At 37.9% G+C, this 18,555-nt stretch carries 15 protein-coding genes and 1 riboswitch; of the genes, 1 reads left to right on the top strand and 14 read right to left on the bottom strand.

All coding sequences use genetic code 11. The features are described from left to right. Positions 1–24: 24 nt before the first annotated feature. The 5 genes from E0E32_RS00820 to E0E32_RS00800 form a co-directional block, all read right to left on the bottom strand. Entirely contained in the window at positions 25–1,143 is a 1,119-nt protein-coding gene (locus E0E32_RS00820) for an alginate lyase family protein (RefSeq protein ID WP_286171605.1), read from the bottom strand. A gap of 41 nt (positions 1,144–1,184) precedes the next feature. After that, positions 1,185–2,177, bottom strand: coding sequence for a hydroxyacid dehydrogenase (locus E0E32_RS00815; protein ID WP_130858665.1), 993 nt, complete (start codon positions 2,175–2,177; stop codon positions 1,185–1,187). Next, positions 2,174–3,040 carry a sugar phosphate isomerase/epimerase family protein gene (locus E0E32_RS00810; RefSeq protein ID WP_130858664.1) on the bottom strand — a complete coding sequence of 289 codons (867 nt, stop codon included), beginning with the start codon at positions 3,038–3,040 and terminating at the stop codon, positions 2,174–2,176. The genes E0E32_RS00815 and E0E32_RS00810 overlap by 4 nt, the downstream gene beginning before the upstream one ends. Before the next feature lie 26 nt (positions 3,041–3,066). Next, positions 3,067–4,227, bottom strand: coding sequence for a Gfo/Idh/MocA family protein (locus tag E0E32_RS00805; protein ID WP_130858663.1), 1,161 nt, complete (start codon positions 4,225–4,227; stop codon positions 3,067–3,069). 205 nt (positions 4,228–4,432) lie between these two features. After that, positions 4,433–5,308, bottom strand: coding sequence for an AraC family transcriptional regulator (locus E0E32_RS00800; protein ID WP_130858662.1), 876 nt, complete (start codon positions 5,306–5,308; stop codon positions 4,433–4,435). Between the two features lie 211 nt (positions 5,309–5,519). Between E0E32_RS00800 and E0E32_RS00795 the strand changes: the two genes are divergently transcribed. Further along, positions 5,520–8,447: a chondroitinase-B domain-containing protein gene (locus tag E0E32_RS00795; RefSeq protein WP_165444911.1), complete on the top strand. Its 2,928-nt coding sequence runs from the start codon at positions 5,520–5,522 to the stop codon at positions 8,445–8,447. Positions 8,448–8,670: 223 nt separating this feature from the next. Here the strand turns inward: E0E32_RS00795 and E0E32_RS00790 are convergent, their stop codons facing one another. From E0E32_RS00790 to E0E32_RS00750, 9 genes are all read right to left on the bottom strand, one after another. Continuing rightward, positions 8,671–9,558 (bottom strand): helix-turn-helix transcriptional regulator, encoded by an 888-nt coding sequence (locus tag E0E32_RS00790; protein ID WP_130858660.1) that lies wholly within the window; start codon positions 9,556–9,558, stop codon positions 8,671–8,673. A 248-nt stretch (positions 9,559–9,806) separates the two neighbouring features. Continuing rightward, positions 9,807–11,291 carry an MFS transporter gene (locus E0E32_RS00785; RefSeq protein WP_286171604.1) on the bottom strand — a complete coding sequence of 495 codons (1,485 nt, stop codon included), beginning with the start codon at positions 11,289–11,291 and terminating at the stop codon, positions 9,807–9,809. Positions 11,292–11,512: 221 nt separating this feature from the next. Beyond that, entirely contained in the window at positions 11,513–12,373 is an 861-nt protein-coding gene (locus E0E32_RS00780; RefSeq protein ID WP_066186756.1) for a sugar phosphate isomerase/epimerase family protein, read from the bottom strand. A gap of 48 nt (positions 12,374–12,421) precedes the next feature. Then, positions 12,422–13,564 carry a Gfo/Idh/MocA family protein gene (locus E0E32_RS00775; protein WP_066186754.1) on the bottom strand — a complete coding sequence of 381 codons (1,143 nt, stop codon included), beginning with the start codon at positions 13,562–13,564 and terminating at the stop codon, positions 12,422–12,424. A 3-nt stretch (positions 13,565–13,567) separates the two neighbouring features. Beyond that, positions 13,568–14,446, bottom strand: coding sequence for a helix-turn-helix transcriptional regulator (locus E0E32_RS00770; protein WP_165444910.1), 879 nt, complete (start codon positions 14,444–14,446; stop codon positions 13,568–13,570). Between the two features lie 317 nt (positions 14,447–14,763). Next, a complete protein-coding gene (locus tag E0E32_RS00765) occupies positions 14,764–15,630 on the bottom strand; it encodes an aldo/keto reductase (RefSeq protein WP_066186748.1) in 867 nt (288 codons plus the stop codon). Positions 15,631–16,019: 389 nt separating this feature from the next. After that, positions 16,020–16,349 carry a helix-turn-helix domain-containing protein gene (locus E0E32_RS00760; RefSeq protein WP_066186745.1) on the bottom strand — a complete coding sequence of 110 codons (330 nt, stop codon included), beginning with the start codon at positions 16,347–16,349 and terminating at the stop codon, positions 16,020–16,022. A gap of 805 nt (positions 16,350–17,154) precedes the next feature. After that, positions 17,155–17,301: an anti-repressor SinI family protein gene (locus E0E32_RS00755; protein WP_130858658.1), complete on the bottom strand. Its 147-nt coding sequence runs from the start codon at positions 17,299–17,301 to the stop codon at positions 17,155–17,157. 11 nt (positions 17,302–17,312) lie between these two features. Continuing rightward, positions 17,313–17,397, bottom strand: a riboswitch (cyclic di-GMP riboswitch). Positions 17,398–17,558: 161 nt separating this feature from the next. Further along, positions 17,559–18,554, bottom strand: coding sequence for a metallophosphoesterase (locus E0E32_RS00750; RefSeq protein ID WP_066186742.1), 996 nt, complete (start codon positions 18,552–18,554; stop codon positions 17,559–17,561). Position 18,555: the final 1 nt, after the last annotated feature.

Genomic DNA, 18,555 nt, shown 5'->3' with positions numbered 1-18,555 from the left:
CCTCTCATTCGAAAAATCTTGAATTTAACCCCAAAGCAAAGGCTGACGTATCGCGATATTCCTCCTAACTTCGGTATCAGTTGGTTCGATATCAAGCCTATTCCATAGATCAATAAATTCTTTCTTCTGTAAGGCATTCCCCGCAAATAATAAGAACGAGACACGAGCCGGCCATCCCTCAAAATGTTCAACGTCCCCTCGATACGGCCACTGTGATTTATCTTGTAAATATGGAAACAAAAAATGCAATCCTTTTTGAATCCCCCTGCCATCAGCTAATTGAAAATCCCATAGGTTTTCATGTTCATTGGTTAATAAATGCGTTAAGGTAACCATGTTATCCAATACAAAAATAGAATAACTGTATGGTTTCGTACGTGCGAGTTCACGGGGAAAACTACCATCCTCAGCCATTTGATTTGGTAGCAGTCTTGACTTGTACGCTTCTCGACAAAAGTTTAGTACATCCTCATCCCCCACTAAAGTTGCAAAACTCGCTGCTTGTACAAACCAGCAGACACTATGATTATTAGACGCTTTACTTTCCTCCACGCCATAAGGATGTGTGTGCATCCATTGCAAGTACTCCTTAAACCATTGCTTTAAATCGGTTAACAGGTTATCCGTTAAGGCGGGTGACGATTGCAATATACGTATCGCCATAGGTATATCGACTAAATGTAATGTATCAATTATACCAAAACTTCGTCCTGTACAAACACCAGGAATAGCTTGCGCATAACTAAGATGCGGATTCATTCTCGTCGAATTCTCAACAAAAAAGGTATGGAGAAAATCAACTGCCTTTTCGGCAAATAATTCATTTTGGGTAAGTAAATAACCGGCAGCTAAATGTGCTACATTCGTTCGCATGCTTCGCAAAATCTGCCGATGAGCTAAAAAATTGTGTGGATTGGATTCTCCATCTCTTTGAATATAAGGTAGCCCGTCATTCGTGTCAGGATTATACCACCAGTAATCAGCATTTGAGTAGAAATCGTGTTTATTGCCTGCACTATGGCTCGCAACAACCTCTGTAATGGACAAAGTATCGTTCTTCAACGATTCGTTTGCTTTTTTCAAGGTCCAATTACAATAATCTTTCGAAAACAGAGCTAACCATCGCTCATTTGGTTTACACACGACAACCTACCTCCTTTCTATGTTTGCACATATTGCTTTTTTTATGCCTGACGTAGAAGTTCTTCACGGGATACTTGCCATTGCAGCGGTTGATTGTTTACATATCGTTCGAGTTCTAACAGCATATAATACCCCATTCTGGCACATTCTTGCCCTTGACTGCCTGCAAGATGTGGGGTTAACACCACATTAGGCAACTCGTACAAGGGGGAATGTGGCTCGGGTGGTTCGGGTTCCGTTACATCTAATATTGCCGTAATATCCTTACGCTGCCGCAAAACTTCAATCATCTCGTCTTCCCTAACAATTGCTCCTCTTGCCGTATTAATAAAGCTGGCATTTTGTTTTAACTGTTGAAGATGCGCTCCTCTAATCAATCCCCTTGTTTCCTCCAACAATGGGGTATGAAGTGACACCACATCCGATAGCTGAAAAATATCTTCCAGCTGACAACGCTTAGCTCCAAGCTTTTTGACCTGTTCTTCACTCACAAATGGGTCATATACAATCGTGTTTACATCAAAGGATTGCAATAACTGAGAAACCCCTCTCCCTACTGTACTTAATGATATGATACCTACCGTACTACCAAAAGCACCTGCTATATCAAATGGCTTTCTAGAATAGAGGTTACCTTGTTGTATATCCCTAACAAAACGCCAGCCATTTTTTAACGAAAATAATATTTGTGATAAGGTGAATTCCATAACTGGAATAGCATTTGCTGTGACAGCATTGGTCACCACTATCTTTCGCTCCCACATTGCCTCGGTTACAATCTTTTTTAAAGACCCAGCTGCATAAAAAACCGCTTTTAAATGAGGAGCGTGTTGGAGTAATTCATGATCCATTCTTGGGCCACCCCAGCCAGATAAAATGATATCAATATCTTGTAATACTGTATAATCTTGTCGCAACATGGCCGGAGTTAATGGAACGGTTTGCACTTCTACTAACTTTTCTATTGCTTCTCTTATGTTTGGAGGATACACCAGAGAAAAGGACTGATCACTCATGATATAGAGTGCCTTCATTGTCCGCCTCCATTATTTATTAGCGCCTTCATATAATGGATATTGTGCTGTAGCGCCTCTTTTGTTGAAAATCTTCCACTAAAATCCTCCATTCCGATGTAACCATCATAACCTACTGCCTGTAAATCAGCTAAAACTTGACGCCAATTAACTACCCCTTTCTCTAACAAACACCAACTCGCTTCCCATTCGACTGTTCCATCTGATTGTTCCTGAATAACTTCCCAACTAGCATTTTTTACATGTACATGGGCCAAATATGGGCCTAACAACTCCATTCCCATACGATAATTTTCGTACCCCTCTTTTACCATATTACCTGGATCATATAGCACACCGATATATTCAGAATCAAAATGATGAACCAACCGATATGCCATTGCAGCACTTGGTGTTATCGTTTGATGATGCGTTTCTACAAGTCCTTTGATTTGGTATTGCTTACACATTTGTTCTACTTCTGATAAGTAACGAACCCCTTCTTGGTATAGATCATGATAGTTTTTTGATCGATTGTATTTAGGCACACCAACTCGAATCGTTGAAGCCCCAAGCTTTTGAGCAACCTGAAGTACACGTTCGGTTGCTGCAATATCATCTGCTGTTAAATAGGGGGTGACACTGATTGTTTCCACGTTACTTTCCTCCGTTAATGCTCTTAATTCTTGTAATGTTTGATCCGTTGCATTCGGCGATATGGTTGCTAGATTATGTCGCCAAAAACTAGGCTTTTCTTCTCTCATATCCTTCGACGTCTCTTTGAAACGCCATTCTATCCCATCATATCCCGCTTCCTTTAAATAAGAAAGAAGCTGGGGCGGTGTCACATCTGGTGTCATTACCGTAAAAACAGAGAATTTCATTATTTAACCACCTTTTTCGCTATAGATTAATAACTTCCTTCTACATGTAACGCCATGTTATTATTGTTCTTTTTTACGTTGGAATTTCGGATCTTCGCTTGTAGATATTGTTCATATAAATCTTCATTTATTGGAAGGTCTATCCAATCATCTAACCAACTTGACAATTGCATAGCATTCGATAGAGTAAGGCCTTTTATCCCCTCTTCGCCCGGAGCCAACAATTCTGTTCCTTTTATAATGGCATCAATGAAATTTTGTGTTATGCCAGGGTGTGCTTCTGTTTTGCCTGTGACAGGTATTTCAATCTTCCAGCTCTCTGGCGAACCAAATCCACCCTGATAGGTTCGGTTAAATTCCGGTTCTGACATACGTAATTTCCAGAAGGTTAATTGCTCATTCTCAATCATCACCTTCCCGTTATCTCCAACTATTTCTAAACGATTCGTTCCAGGTGCTTCAGAGGTCGTTGTAATAAAAACACCCGTCGCCCCATTCTCATATTCAGCATATGCTGTCACTTCGTCCTCCACCTCAATATCTCGATGTTTGCCAAAATAACAAAATGCCCTCAGCCGCTTCGGCATCATCCCCGTCATCCATTGCCATAGATCAAGTTGATGCGGGCATTGATTAATTAACACCCCTCCACCTTCGCCAGCCCACGTAGCTCGCCAGCCTCCAGAATCATAATAACTTTGTGATCTATACCATGTCGTAATGATCCAGTTCATTCTGCGAAGAGTCCCTAATTCCCCGGTTTGAATTAAATCGCGTAACTTTTGATAGAGAGGATTGGTTCGTTGATTATACATCATCGAGAATACCTTGCCACTTTGTTTCGCAGCGACATTCATTTCACGCACCTGTTTGGTATATACCCCTGCAGGTTTTTCGCATAAGACATGCAACCCTTGCTGAAATGATCGGATAGCCAAGCGACTATGTTCGTAATGTGGTGTGGAGATAATCACCGCATCAACCAAATCAGAGTTAAAAAAGGCCTCTTCCTCGGTAAACACCCTAATTTTTTTATTAAAATATTCCTTTAAATAACTTGCTCGTTTCTGATCTGTTTCCAATACAGCCGTTAAAGTTGCACCTGTAATAACTTGGTTTTGCAAATAAGCAGCATGCCTTTGTCCCATTGTCCCTACTCCAATAATACCTATACGAACAGGTTCCATCGTCATTCTCCTCCTTACTATTTCGATATACTTCACCTAAAAATGAGAGCGTTGACAATTATTGAATGACTGTTAATCACATATGATTGACTTCATTTTACTTGGTTGTATGATTCATTTCTTTGGGTTTGTTTTGCTTGATTTGTGTTTTTTTCAGGTAGTTAAAAGAGGATTATTTGTGTTCTAACCAATTGAGGAGTCAAGTCTATGGCTTCTTGACAATTCTCCAATGATTGACAAAATGATGAGTCAACACGATATCCTTACCAATAAAGTCTACGTGGTACTTTCTATATAAGCTTGGTGCACTGCCAACTTCTTGTTGAAATAAGCGGGAAAAAGCAGGTGGTGTCATTCCAACCTTCTGGGCTATTTCTGATATCGTAAGCTTAGAATATTCTAAATAAGAACAGGCACGATTGATTCGTACTGCTTGCAAATATTGAATAGGCGACATTCCCACACATTCTTGAAATATCTTAATAATATAATGTGGATGATAATTGAAACGCTTTGCTAAATGGTCTAAACTGATTTTTCGTGAAAAAGAGGATTCTACATAATGAATAACAGGATGATATTGAGAGGCAAAGGGCAACGGCGGCACCTTTTTTGGGGAGATGCAGCTGCCTTCATTTGCGCATGGAGAAAGCAAAGAGAAAAACGTACTTTTAAAACCGGCATCTATTCTAGATAAGAAAAAAAGGGAGGGTGAGTTAGTTATTTTTCTTGCAAGTTGATACCATTTTTTTAATTCCCCTAATTCCTCAATTGGACAGACACCAATCATTTTATTGTTTCTCACGATTTGTTCCATATCTTTATTTAAAATTTGGAACTTAAAATCAATCGTAACAGTAGGTTCTGTAAAACTAAATTGATGTGGGATGCCTCGATGAAATAAACAAATCATGCCACTGGTTAGCATATGAGATGTTTCATGAATGACCACCTTTCCTTTACCAGTAAGAACAAGTAACACTTGATAGAATTGATCGTGCTGATGACGTTCGACAGCAGAACCAGCTTGGTAATCTACCCTAGCAGCCCACAATAATTGCAAATGAGGATCTCGCAACATGCTTTCAACCTCCTATATCAATTTTTATTAGCTAATTATATATGATTTGATATATTTCGCAAATAGAGAAGATATGAAGATTGGTTAATAGATAATGAGGAACGGCTATAGCAATATCAACAAAAGCTCTCTACAATTAAGTTGAAAATATTTTTTTAGAAAGGATGAGTGGATGCGTAACCTCTATATAATTTTCTTTTTTTGTTTCATTATGCTTGTATTTTTACCAGTTAATACGAAAGCGCTATCTGAAGAGGATGATGTTTTTTCTCTTGATTTTGAAGCGGAGATGAAAAAATTTCAACTTAACGAAAGTGCTGAAATTGTTGATGGGACAGTCAAAGCTACTATTCCCAATCCAACAGAGTATTCATTCGCAAGGGTAATGGTAACCCCACTTAACAGCAACGAATCTCTCTTTCCCATTAAAAGCATGCAAAATAAGGTAAGCTATCGTGTCAAGATAACGGGAGCTGAAAGTAGTCAAGTAGATTATATTGCTTTTCGTCTGAAAGGAAAGAGTAACTCACAAGCTTTTATAACCTTACACAGAGATATTACGCTGAATCAGTGGTATGAAGGAGCGTTTACCTTAAACGAAATGACGACAAGTAACGGTAAAAATCCATTATTTATTGGGGAAGAAATTACCGAGGTTCGGATGGATGGCAAGAATTCATCAAAAGAAGAAAATCCCATCACGATTCACGTGGATTATATACATGTCACTCAACCAAACCCTGAAGACACAAAAGATCCAGAAATTATTGAACTGGAACAAACTTTACAGCGTCAAGTTGCAGAAGCTGAACCAGGAGATACAGTTGTCGTACCCAATGGAAATTATAAAGATTTTGAAGCTTCTTTTGTTGGAAATGGCACAGAAAATAAACCAATTATGATAACAGCAGAAACTCCTGGTGGTGTAACGTTTAGAGGAGATACACAAATCACCTTAACAGGGAATTATCTTACTTTTGAAAACTTTCACTTTGATCATGCAAATCCATCTGGACGGCATTACTTGCTTGGATTAGATAATTTGTCTCACAGTCGTATTAATGGGAATTTTTTCAATCATTCTGGTCCGCCAGATCCTTACGCAGGTGTAATTCGAGTGCAAAATCAATCTCAATCTAACCGTATAGATCATAACACTTTTAAAAATAATGTTGCAATGGGAATTGCCATACGGGTAAATGACCAGAACAACCTTAAAAATCAATATAACACGATTGACCATAATTATTTTAAGGATATTCCTGAAGTAAGTGAACTTTACCCTGATGAAGATAACGGGTTAGAGGCCATTCAAATTGGACAAGGCTATGGATACGAGCAAGCGGACGTATATACCACTGTAGACTCCAACTTGTTTGAAAATATTACAGGGGATGGATCAGAAATTATTAGTAATAAGACTGCCCACAATGTTTATCGACATAACACCTTTAAAAATTCTGACTCCGGATTCACCTTACGCTTCGGAGCTCACAACATAGTAGAAAAAAATGTTTTTCTCCGCACTAAATATGGAATTCGTGTAACAGATCAACAACAAACAATTAAGAATAATTATATGTTCCAGGTAGAACAGGGCATTCGCGTGTTAGCAGGACGTCATGACGCCGAGGCTGAGGAAGGAAGACAAATGAATTATATCCCTGTAGAAAACGCAAAAATCAACAATAATGTCATTATGTATCCTTCTTCACAAGCGATTGTAATTGGTGACGGATTCAGTTTTAATCCTGCCCCAAAGTATACTTATTACGAGCCAAAGGAGAGTGAACTTACCGATAACCGCATCGTTTTACATGAAGGTAGTGCTATCCATGAAGTAGCTGCAGACCATATGACATACAAGAATAATCGTGTAGAAATAACGAGTGATAATGCCACAATAGGAAATATCGAAACTGGCATCCATCAACAAAAATTAAAAATGAACTATAATTCTAACCTGCAAATGTATCACGCAAAAAAAGAAAAAGATTATCCAATACCACTAACTAAAAAAGACGTTGGACCACTTAATAAATGGTGGTTGCAAGGATGGGAGGAAACAGCCGATCAAATTGAAACAGTTACTCAGGCATCGATCAATGAAGATACAGTTACAAAGCTTGTTAATAAGGGAACAAAGATAAAAGTGAATGGAGAAAACCCAGTTAAATTGATTCCGCATATATTAAAAAACAAAGATTATATTGCCTTTGACGTTAGAGCAAACAACAATGACTTCCCTTCTTGGGATACACTAATAATGACCACGTATGAAAAACACGATAAGGAAGAATGGCGTGCTGAAGTAGGCTCTATAAAAAAAGAATGGCGCCGTGTCATAATCCCTATAGAGGAATTTTATTCTTCTAGTTTCGTTCATGGCAATCACACTATGGATAAACAGGAGTTACAAACGATGACGCTTCAAACATTATCTGGCATGAATGTAGAAGTGAAGAATTTTCGTATCGGCCAATTCCACACTGAGGAAATCATCAATCACGATGAAGAAATCCTGCTTCCATTGAATGCTGATAAGAATCTTTCTGATATGGTAATTCAAGCAACATATAAAGGAGGATACCAAGCCCCTGTCGCCGCAGACGAAATTACATGGGAGATTATGGATACAGGTTTATTAACTATTAAAGATAACCATTTACGCACGGTTGGAAAAACCGGTAAAACTAAAATAACAGCTACTTACCGTGACTTTACACTCGATATCCCAGTAAAGATAGTCAAGCAGACTATTATTGACGTCAAGGCAAGTGACGAACCACAACCAGAGAACAATAAGGAAAATACAATAGATGGCGATCTCACTACTCGTTGGTCCGCAGAGGGGGAACAATGGATTCAATATGAATTGCGCGAAGAAATGGCAATTAATAAGGTTCAACTCGCTTGGATGAACGGTAACAAAAGAATTACCTATTTTGATATAGAAACGTCTGTAGACGGAAACACTTGGAATGAAATATTCAGCGGAGAAAGTAGTGGGGAAACTAGCGAATTGGAAACTTATCCATTCTCTGATACCTATGTTAAATATGTTAGAATAAATGGACACGGCAATTCGGAAAATAATTGGAACAGCTTAGCAGAAATAGTTATTTCAGAAGTACCGTGATAACAAGTTTAGATGGGCTTAGTTTTATATCTCACTAAGGAAGGCACTTCTATTTCTTTTATTTCAAAAGTCATCGGTTTGAAAAAAGACGTGATCGAGGCGTCAAAAGAGGACCTCTAAATAATATGCCTATCCCAAGTTCATCATGGAACTTGGGATAGGAGGAAACAACGTATATATGGATAGGGCAGTGATTCATTCATCTATCGCTTAACAGCAATTACTATGCTTCTTCAAAGTTTAAATTAACAGGGTGATCTGCCAAATCTTCCTCCGGTTTTTGTTCTGTCACAGGAACGGTTTCATCCACTATTTCAAAATGAAGTTCATCCATCCAAATGTGTCCTTTACCGTTTAATAAAGTCCCAAACGCAAGTACATTACTTTTCACTGGCACGTCTAATACTACACTAAAATGATTCCATTCATTCGTGCCTGTAATTGGCCGGTTCATCATATTATCAAAGGCAAGCACCTCCCCTGATGAATGATCTATACGCATCCACAGTCCAGCGGAACCTTCTACATTCTTACTTTTGATGAAAGCAGAGAATCGCAAGCGCTCACCACGATAACGATCTGCCTTAATTTGTTGCATCAATGTCACAAAACCTCTAGCTTCGTCACTCCTTGATTGTAAATATGCCGAGTAGTTACCACTATGCACTATGCGAGTGTCCAAACCCGTTTCATAATCAGCGGTGGCTTCTCCGGTCACAATCCATCCAGAAGGTGCATTATTTGTTGTCATTAGTGATTCTCCTTTGTCTATCAGTTTTCTTAATAATTTTCGATAACGCCCAGGCGTCATGTCATATGTTTTATGAAAGGCCCTAGTGAAAGATTCTTGTGAGCCAAAACCATAATCGAAAGCAATGTCTACTACTCTACAATCAGTGCTAATTAAATCCTTCGCTGCCCGAGTCATTCGACGTTCCCGGATATAATCCACCACTGACTTTCCGATCATTTTCCGAAATATACGATGAAAATGGAACCTGGAATAACCAGCATGTTGCGCCAACAATGCAAGTCGTAAATCTTCTGTCAAATGTGTTTCAATAAAATGTAATGTTGCTTGAATCGTTTGTTCATGTTCTTTATAGGGCAATCAAACACCTCCTAAGCCTCTAATATCAGTATATCTAAAAGATTGTTATCATTCTTGATTTTTTGTGCGAAGATATGAGATATGATCGAGTAGATTTTCTAGCACTAATGAAAAAAGTTATACTAATCATAAAAAAAGAGCGCAAACCTTATATCAGATTTGCGCGTCTGCTTCCATGTTAACTATAAAAATAGAAAATTGTATTTGTGGTATTCCTAATTAGATGATCACAATTTTGAATACCTTTTTTAACGCTTATCTTCATCACTCATATCTACCGCACCTGCTTCTTTCATTTTGGAAATCGCCTCTTGAACTTCTTGCATCTTGTCTTTATCTAATTGATAGAACTTCATCGCAATGATCGAAATCAACCAACCGATTATAGGAATCCCAAATGCAACAATCAATGTCATCGTAAACAAATCATCCGTTAGTGTTTCGCCAATTTGTGGGAACTCATTATGGTAACCAATAAGCGCTACCATAAAACCAACAATGGCCGGGGCTAAGGAAGATACCACCTTATCTACCAAGGAAAATAAGGCAGACATCATACCAGGCACAAACCGTTTACTTCTATATGTTTCATAATCAGCCGCGTCTGCAATCATCGGAATAACGATAGCTGGTGTTAACGAAGCAACCCCGCGTCCAACGCTATAGAACAAGATAAACAGAATCGTTACCAAACCGAAATTCGTGAAATTTGCTGATTCTGGATTATCCACGACTAAGAACATAATGATAAGGAGAGAGAATGCTATTACTCCTAACCAAGAAAATCGAACTAAGGATAGTTTCATTCCCCTCTTTCTAGCATAACTAACACCAAAGTACGTGATAATCAAGCTTGGTATAATAATAATCAAATTGAAATGACCACTTAAGGCAAAATTACCTAGCATAATGCCAAAAAGCATCACATATACCGGTTGCTGCTGCATTACTTGAGAAGCCAATTTATCTGTAGAAGCAGATAAGACAAGCATTTGCATCGGTCGGTTATTTTTTAATACTGGCCAATAATCTCGAAATCTTGTTTTAGCATTAACATCTGCCAGTCCATAAAATTCTTTGCGGTCCTTCGATTTAATTGCAATCATCGCAAGAATCGTAAAGATAAACGACGCAATAACAACAAACGTATTTAATTCTAGAAAGACACCCATCGTAAAATCTCCACCGTGTTTTGGAACCAAATAATTCGATACAATGAATTGACCTCCAGAAAAGACAAACACATTAAAGATGGAATCAAACAAGCTAAAGATTGGTCTTTGCTTTGGATGATTGGTTAGAACCGTTTGAGCAGCTCTTGTTACAGTCGTCTGCATTGTGTAACCCAAAATATAAATAGCATGGATGACAATAAACGCTATTATCCGAAGCCCCTCTGGTAAATGATGCAAGTTGTACATAGCAATAAAAGAAGTAATTAATACAATATTACCAATCAGTTGTATCGGTCTGAATTTACCATATTTTGATTCTATTTTATCCAAGATAAATCCGATAATCGGGTCTGTAATACCATCAAATACTCTCATCGTCGTTAAAATCGTACTTACTACAACAACTGTCAGACCAGCGATACCGGTTGCATAATAAGTAACAAACCCTATCGCAAACAGAAATAAATTGGTTGCTGTATTATTTAAAGTGAATAAGGCTATTTGCCAAATTTTTGCCGTATGATAATTTGAATTCATGGCTGCTTCTTGATTCGTCATGATGTAAACTCACCTTTCGCTAGTAAAGAATTACTTATTAGAATTCGCTTTCAATTACTTTTCATGATATTTTTTAAAAGATATAGCGCTTTCCAAGATAAAAAAAGACCGCTGAAAAACATATTCACGCTTTATTTAACAAGAAATAGTAATAAACCTATTCCTAGCGATGATTACATGAAATCTAAAAATGTTTTTCAGCAGCTCTTGGAGGCTTTGTCTTAAAACCAGTCCGCATATCCCATGTTGCGCAAGTTATCGGCAGAAATTTGTAAAGACTCAAATGGATCACGACCATATGTATCATCTTGTTCAATTAAGAAATATTGTGCTCCTGCCTCTAAACTGGCGTCTATAATAGCTGGCATATTCAGGTTTCCTTCTCCTACTTCAGCAAATTCAATCAGGTTAACGAATTTATCAAAGAATTTCCCCATATCTTTAAGATCATCGTCGGTTACGTTCAAATCACCAATGCGATAATCTTTGAGGTGAATCAAAGATACACGACCTTTATACTGTTTAATAAAGTCAACTGGATCTACCCCAGCTCGCTGGATCCAATGGACATCCAGTTCAAATCCTAGTTTCGACGTATTTTCTTTCATCAAATCTAATACATATTTTCCGTTTTGACGTTGAAACTCAATATGATGTGTATGGTAATAAAGTTGAATCCCTTCTTGTTCCAGCTTACCTGCCATTTCTTCCGCACGAAAGATAAAGTCCATTATTTTATCCTTATCCCCCATGATACGCAAAGGTAACATACCAATGCGGATAAATTGACAATTTAATGCCTTACAATCGGCAATCATTTTGTCGAAGTGATCAGTAAGATTTTCAGCCTTATCTTCTGGATGATTTGGTTCCAACGGTGCAGAAATAGCTGTGATATCAATGGTAAAGTCGTCACTTGCTCTTTTTAATTCTGCAACATTTTCTGAAGTCATTGGAATTTGTGAAATCTCAACCGAACGATAACCTAATTCATGTATTTTTTTCATCGTTTCATAGGCACCTAGATCTTCTACTTTTCCTTTGAGCATCATCATTTGCACGCCAATTAATCCTTTACTCATTATAAAACCTCCATTTTTTACTTTATTATGCTTGTGCTAAGCATAGTCCTATCGCTCTTGGCTTCTTCGTTTATTTAATTCTTCTAAAAATAAGTCTTCATCAATCGGTAACGAAACTTCTTTATTTAACCAGCTAGACAAGTGGATGGCATTCGCTAATGCTACACCATGAATTCCATCCCTTCCTGGTGCAATTAGTGGTGTATTATGGAGGATATTTGCTGCAAAGTTTTCCAGTACTGCCACATGCTGACCTCCCCAAACACTTTCAAACTCTAAAACCTCTTCCTCATAAATCGAGTCTGGTCCATCTCCCTGAAATAAGTTCATGACATCTCCCATCGACATCTTATCGCTCATCTCATTCTCGGGTGTGTTTAAACGTTTAATATTTATGGTCTTACTATCGTTTACGACAATCTTTCCTTTATCTCCATGTATCTCCAGACGATCTGTGCCAATTACATCGTGCGTACATGTAATAAACACACCTGTTGCACCGTTTCCATAATCAAACAAAGCCGTTACATCATCTTCTACCGGTATGTTGCGTTGATAGCCATATTGTGCTTTGGTATATACTTTTTCAGGCATACCGCATATCCATTGCATTAAATCAATTTGATGTGGAGCTTGGTTAACTAACACACCTCCGCCTTCACCATCCCATGTTGCTCGCCAAGAACCAGCATCATAATAGCCTTGCGGGCGCCACCAAGTAGTAATAATCCAGTTCGTCCTGCGAATACCACCAATTTCTCCATTATCAATTACTTCTTTTACTTTTTGATAAAGTTGATTGGTTCGTTGGTTAAACATAATCGCATAGGTTAATTCCGGCTTGGTTACAGCAAAATCATTTATTTCCCGCACTTGCTTGGTGTACACACCGGCAGGCTTTTCTAATAACACATGAATATCACGCTTCAATGCCTCTATCCCCATGTTGGTATGATCATAATGTGGGACACAGGTGACAATTGCATCAATATCTCCACTCTCTAGCATCTCTAGATAATTATCGTAAAAAGGGGTACCTGGATACTCTTTCTCTGCACCCATTCTCTTTTTTGGATCGATATCACAGATCGCCCCTATTTCCATCTCAGAAACACGGCCCTCTTTAATAAATTGCGCATATGCGCCACCTTGCTGTCCTAAACCAATAATACCCAATCTTACTTTTGACATGTGTCATTCACTCCTTTTCTGTATTTGCCATTGATTCTCTCGATATTGTTTAGGTGTGATTCCTTCATTCCCTTTAAAAAATCGAGTAAAATGTGCTGCGCTTTCAAAACCGCATTCTTTTGCTATTTGTTGTAATGTCTTGTTCGTTTCCATCTCTAATAGTAACTTTACCTGCTGTAGTCTCACTGCCATCACATATTCCATTACTGCAAACCCTGTCATTTCTTTAAAAACATGAGAAACATAAGATGGACTTAATTGGACCTCGTTGGCAATCAACTCAAGTGATAGTTTATTTTGAAAATTCGCTCGAATAATTGATGTGATTTTTTCTGCTTGTCGTGCTTTGTCGTTGTGAGCAGAGGTTTCCTTTTGAGACGTTATTTGCCCTAAATGATTGACCTTAATTAAAACATGGGTGAGTAAAATCTTTAATATCCATTCTTCTTGCTGCGCAGTGCCTTCTTCAGACTGAGCTTCATTCATTTTCTTGAAAAGTGATTCTAAACCTTCCAACTTATTTTTTTCCGTTGGTCGTATGAGACAATGATGCAGCCGATGAAATACATTTAATAATTGTGTAGCTCCTAATGATTCTAAAATGGGTGCAATATAATTGGGATCGAAATGGATATGACTTCTGATATAGTCGCTATCGTCCGGAACATTTGGTTTGTGCAATGCCAGACCATCCATTAACAGAATGTCTCCCGACTTCAAATCATAAATATGATGATTGATTAAATAACGACAATTCCCTTGGTGAAAGAAAAAAATCTCATAATGTTGATGAGAATGTGATTTGATTTCTTCTTCAAATCCCTTCAACCGATAAGTAACGGTGATTGGATTGTTAAAATACTGCACTCCTTGCACAGTCATGGTCATCACCTAATTTCTTAAGATTGATTGTATTATAAACAATTAGATAATAAAATAGCATGGATTGTTCTATATTACCCTTATAATTGACTGGTTAAGCTTTCCTTAAAAAGTAAATTATTTTGGAACGAGTAAATTATTTTTCTCAAGATGAGGGTGTTGTTTCGATAAGATGGAATCACGCAGGGGATTTACTGGGAAAGGCATTATAAAAAAGACCCTTTCCGTGGATGAGTAACCAAAGAAAGGGCTTTTGCTGATTAAGTTTTTCAAACAAAAATGCGACTCATGTCTTTTTTTGTTCTATTCATTTACGTTTATTTCAACTTACCACCAAATACAGGCATATCACTCGCGTCACCATAATCTTCAATGCGCTCTACATTTTTCAAGAATTCCATATCTTGATCAGAAATAGTAAAGTCCACTTCGGCATTGTTTTTCATATGATCAGGTTTTGCCGTTTTAGGTAGTGGAAGCAGCCCAAGTTGTAAGGTATAACGAATACTTAATTGTGGGATAGACACACCATATTTTTCTGCGATTTCGGCAACTTTCACGTTTTTGAACAATTCACCGTGTGCAATTGGGGAATATGCCTCAACTAAGATATCTTGTTCTTGTGAATAGGCAATCAAATCAAATGGTGTGTTACTAATATGAGCTAAAATTTGATTTACCATTGGTTTAACCGTACCATTACTTATAAGGTTATCCAGATCCTCTTTTTGGAAGTTCGATACCCCAATAGCACGAAGTTTTCCTGCTTGATAGGCTTCTTCCAGAGCTTGCCAAGCTTCTTGATTTCCTTCAAAAAATCGGGCCTCTTCGCCAAAATCCATCCATGGTTGTGGGCTGTGAATGATCATCATGTCAATATAATCCAGACCCATTGTCTCTAACGATTGATTAATGGAGGCAACGGCTTCTTCGTATGATTTCACTTCTGCAGCAAGTTTTGTCGTAATAAATAAGTCTTCACGGTTCACACCACAGGCTTTAATCCCCTCACCAACACCACTTTCATTACCATATGCTTGAGCCGTGTCAATATGGCGATAACCAATTTGCACCGCGTCTACTACGGCCTGTGCAACATCGTTATTATTGATAAACCATGTACCCAGTCCAATTTTAGGAATCTCCACTCCATTAGCCAGCTGAAAATTTTCGTTTAATATCATATGACCATCTCCTTGTATAAATTTCCATAAAGTACATGTTGGTATTATATACTTTATGTTTATTCTAATACTTAAAGTTAACTCTAAGTCAACTGACTTCATCATTTTTATCCTGGTAACACCATTCATAATCCTTCACTTAAGCTGTGGGGTTTGGTTATTGGAGTATCATTTAAGGAGGAGTGCGATACATATGCGTGAAACTCATGCTCTTCTATTGCAAAAAGCTAGGTATGGGACTGTTGATAGGATAGCAGCATGGTCCTTGTTATGAATGTGGTTTCAACTATTCAAGATTAAAGCTGTTCTACTACTTATAGTAGTGCGAATTTTATACTTTTTTACACATCAAAAAAACCGCAAAGCAAATTGCTAAACGGTTCAATGATTTATTTATCATGGTCTTGACGCCATTTATTAAATTCCAGATATTCTTTGAATTGTTCCTTCGAGACTCCTGATTCCATTGCCTCTTTCACAATATTCATCCATTCACTATCTAACTCTTCATCAGCGATTGGACGGTCTTCATTTATCAATTCATTCACTGAAACTCCTAGTACTTGACTGATTTTTTCCATAAACTGGATTGATGGATTAGATTGAAGGTTTCGCTCAATTGAACTTAAATAGGATTTTGCTATTCCAGCTTTTTCAGCTAGTTCGGAAAGAGACATCCGCTTTTCATTGCGGAGCTGTTTTATTTTTTCACCAATCAAGTTCTTCACCTACCTTCTATGCGATTATATCATAATTTTGGTGAAGAGTTCTAATATAATTAGAGGATATTCAAAAAATGTTCGTTTATGGACGATTAACTGTCACAATAGAGGTATACCTACGCTTCACAAATAAATGGAGATCGTCATTATGGACTTCATATGTTAGCACAAGGATAACATAACAACGCTCCGGCAAACCACTCCGGAGCGCTTGTCTTGCACAGAAAAATAGACTCGTTCACAGCCACTCTCTTATTCAGAAGAGTGGTTCTACGTATCGCAAAGCCAGCCACTACTAGTCTTAAGGGTTTTCGTTGCACAAGACCTGTACTGGTGCAGGCATTGCGATTGTCGTCGCGGACTCCGTTTGTTTCTACATCCTCGACTAATGTTATCCCCGTTGTCCTCACTCATTTTTTATTCCTCTGGCAGCTTGAAGTGGGGACTCGAACGATTATAACACTGTGATAAAATGCACCTCCAACTTATATCAATTAAATGGCTTTATCAGAAACAAATGAGCAGTTACCCTTATGGAAATAATGAGGTAAAATGATGTTTAGTTTGATAGCGAATAATCTTGTACTCTTTTTGTCTGAAGAGCATTAAACACGCAAACCCAAACGATATCAACCAGGATTATTTAGGCTGTTAGCAAATTGGAGAAGCCAGCCAGAAAGATCTTTTACCTACCATCTATCTTTCTGCTTTCTGTGTTCATCAATAATTCGGAACATACTACAAATCCATGTAAAGCTGGAATGAGGACCATTCCTACTTTACACATCCTCCTATACTTCATTTACTTTTTACTTAAAGGCAGGAATGATTCTGGCTTATTAAGAAATTCCCTTATTTCTTCTTTAGTTATGCCAAGTTTATGTGCTTCTAAAATTAGCTCAGCCCATTCAGCATCTAAATCCCTTGAAAAAAGTAAGTTACTGCTCACGTGTCCCCCCTTTCTGTAGTCCAGCCACCATAGTCGAAAAACGTTAGGTCTGTGACTTTGCGTCTCAATCTTTAGATTGATTTGCCTTTATTTAGTTAAATTAATTTTATTACCGGTAAAGCGTTTCATTATATTTATAAGCATATCAAAGATATTGCTTATTTCATACTGAGGAATGTTAATAATTTGCTAACTTTTAAAAGATATGCGACAAACACCACAAAAATGACACGCAGGTTGACTGCTTCAGGAAATCTTTACTCTATGTTGGCTGCTGTCTTTAATCGAACCAGATTGATTTCAGGAGGATTAAACAGCCGGAATTTGCTAAAGGATAACGCGCCGCTGCTGCCAAGACCTGTACTCACGTATTGTTTCGTTCCTTTATACTCCCATAACCCCTTGACACGATCTTGTGGAGGAAAGATACCGTTTGGTTCATACCAAGGTTCTGGAACGAAGAGAGCGCCAACCAACGGTACACGAATCTGCCCGCCATGATAGTGCCCTGCCATGATCAAATCATAATCCCGCCATGTTAAATGAGGATTAGCTTGGATATGATCAACTCGAATATCAGGTATTGGATAATGATTTAGAGCAACCATAACATCCGCCTCTTTTCGTTGATCGAGTACGGATAATTCTTGCCATCGTGCTGCTTGATATAATTGATAGTTTTCATCATTTACGTACTCCGGCTGCAAAATACCTTGCACATTCGTTGCATACTGTGGAGTCTTTAAAACGGATAATTCAAAGTTAACCAAATATACCGTACCTTCCCCCGCCGTAAGGCCTTGAATAGACTCTAATAGTTCCACCCCTCTTGCTTCCATCCCACTGATAAACGGGCTTTTTTCTACCTTTTGTTCAACATGATAATTGGCAGGATCCGTATTTCCAGCTACATAGAACGCATTGTCTTTATTATCGATTCCTTCAATCAATGAATAGAAACGATCGTAATTAGTGCTTTCTGATTCATCCAGCATATCCCCCGTGAACACAATGGCATCATAATCAATTGAATTAATTGCGGTTACTAATCTTTTTTGATTTTTACCAAATTGTTTTTCATGTAAATCACTAACCTGAAGTATGCGGAATTCGTCTAACTCTTCTGGAAGAAGATCGATTATGATTTCTTGTTCGACAACCACAAATCGATGATTATCCCAAATCGTATATAATGTGATCACAAGGACGAGACAGCCGATTCCCTGAATTATTCTCTTTATTATTTTATCCATC

Source organism: Gracilibacillus phocaeensis (assembly GCF_900626275.1).
Taxonomy (GTDB): Bacteria; Bacillota; Bacilli; order Bacillales; family Amphibacillaceae; genus Gracilibacillus; species Gracilibacillus timonensis.
Note: the sequence above shows the minus strand (reverse complement) of the source record. Positions and strands in the feature narration are given on the sequence as shown.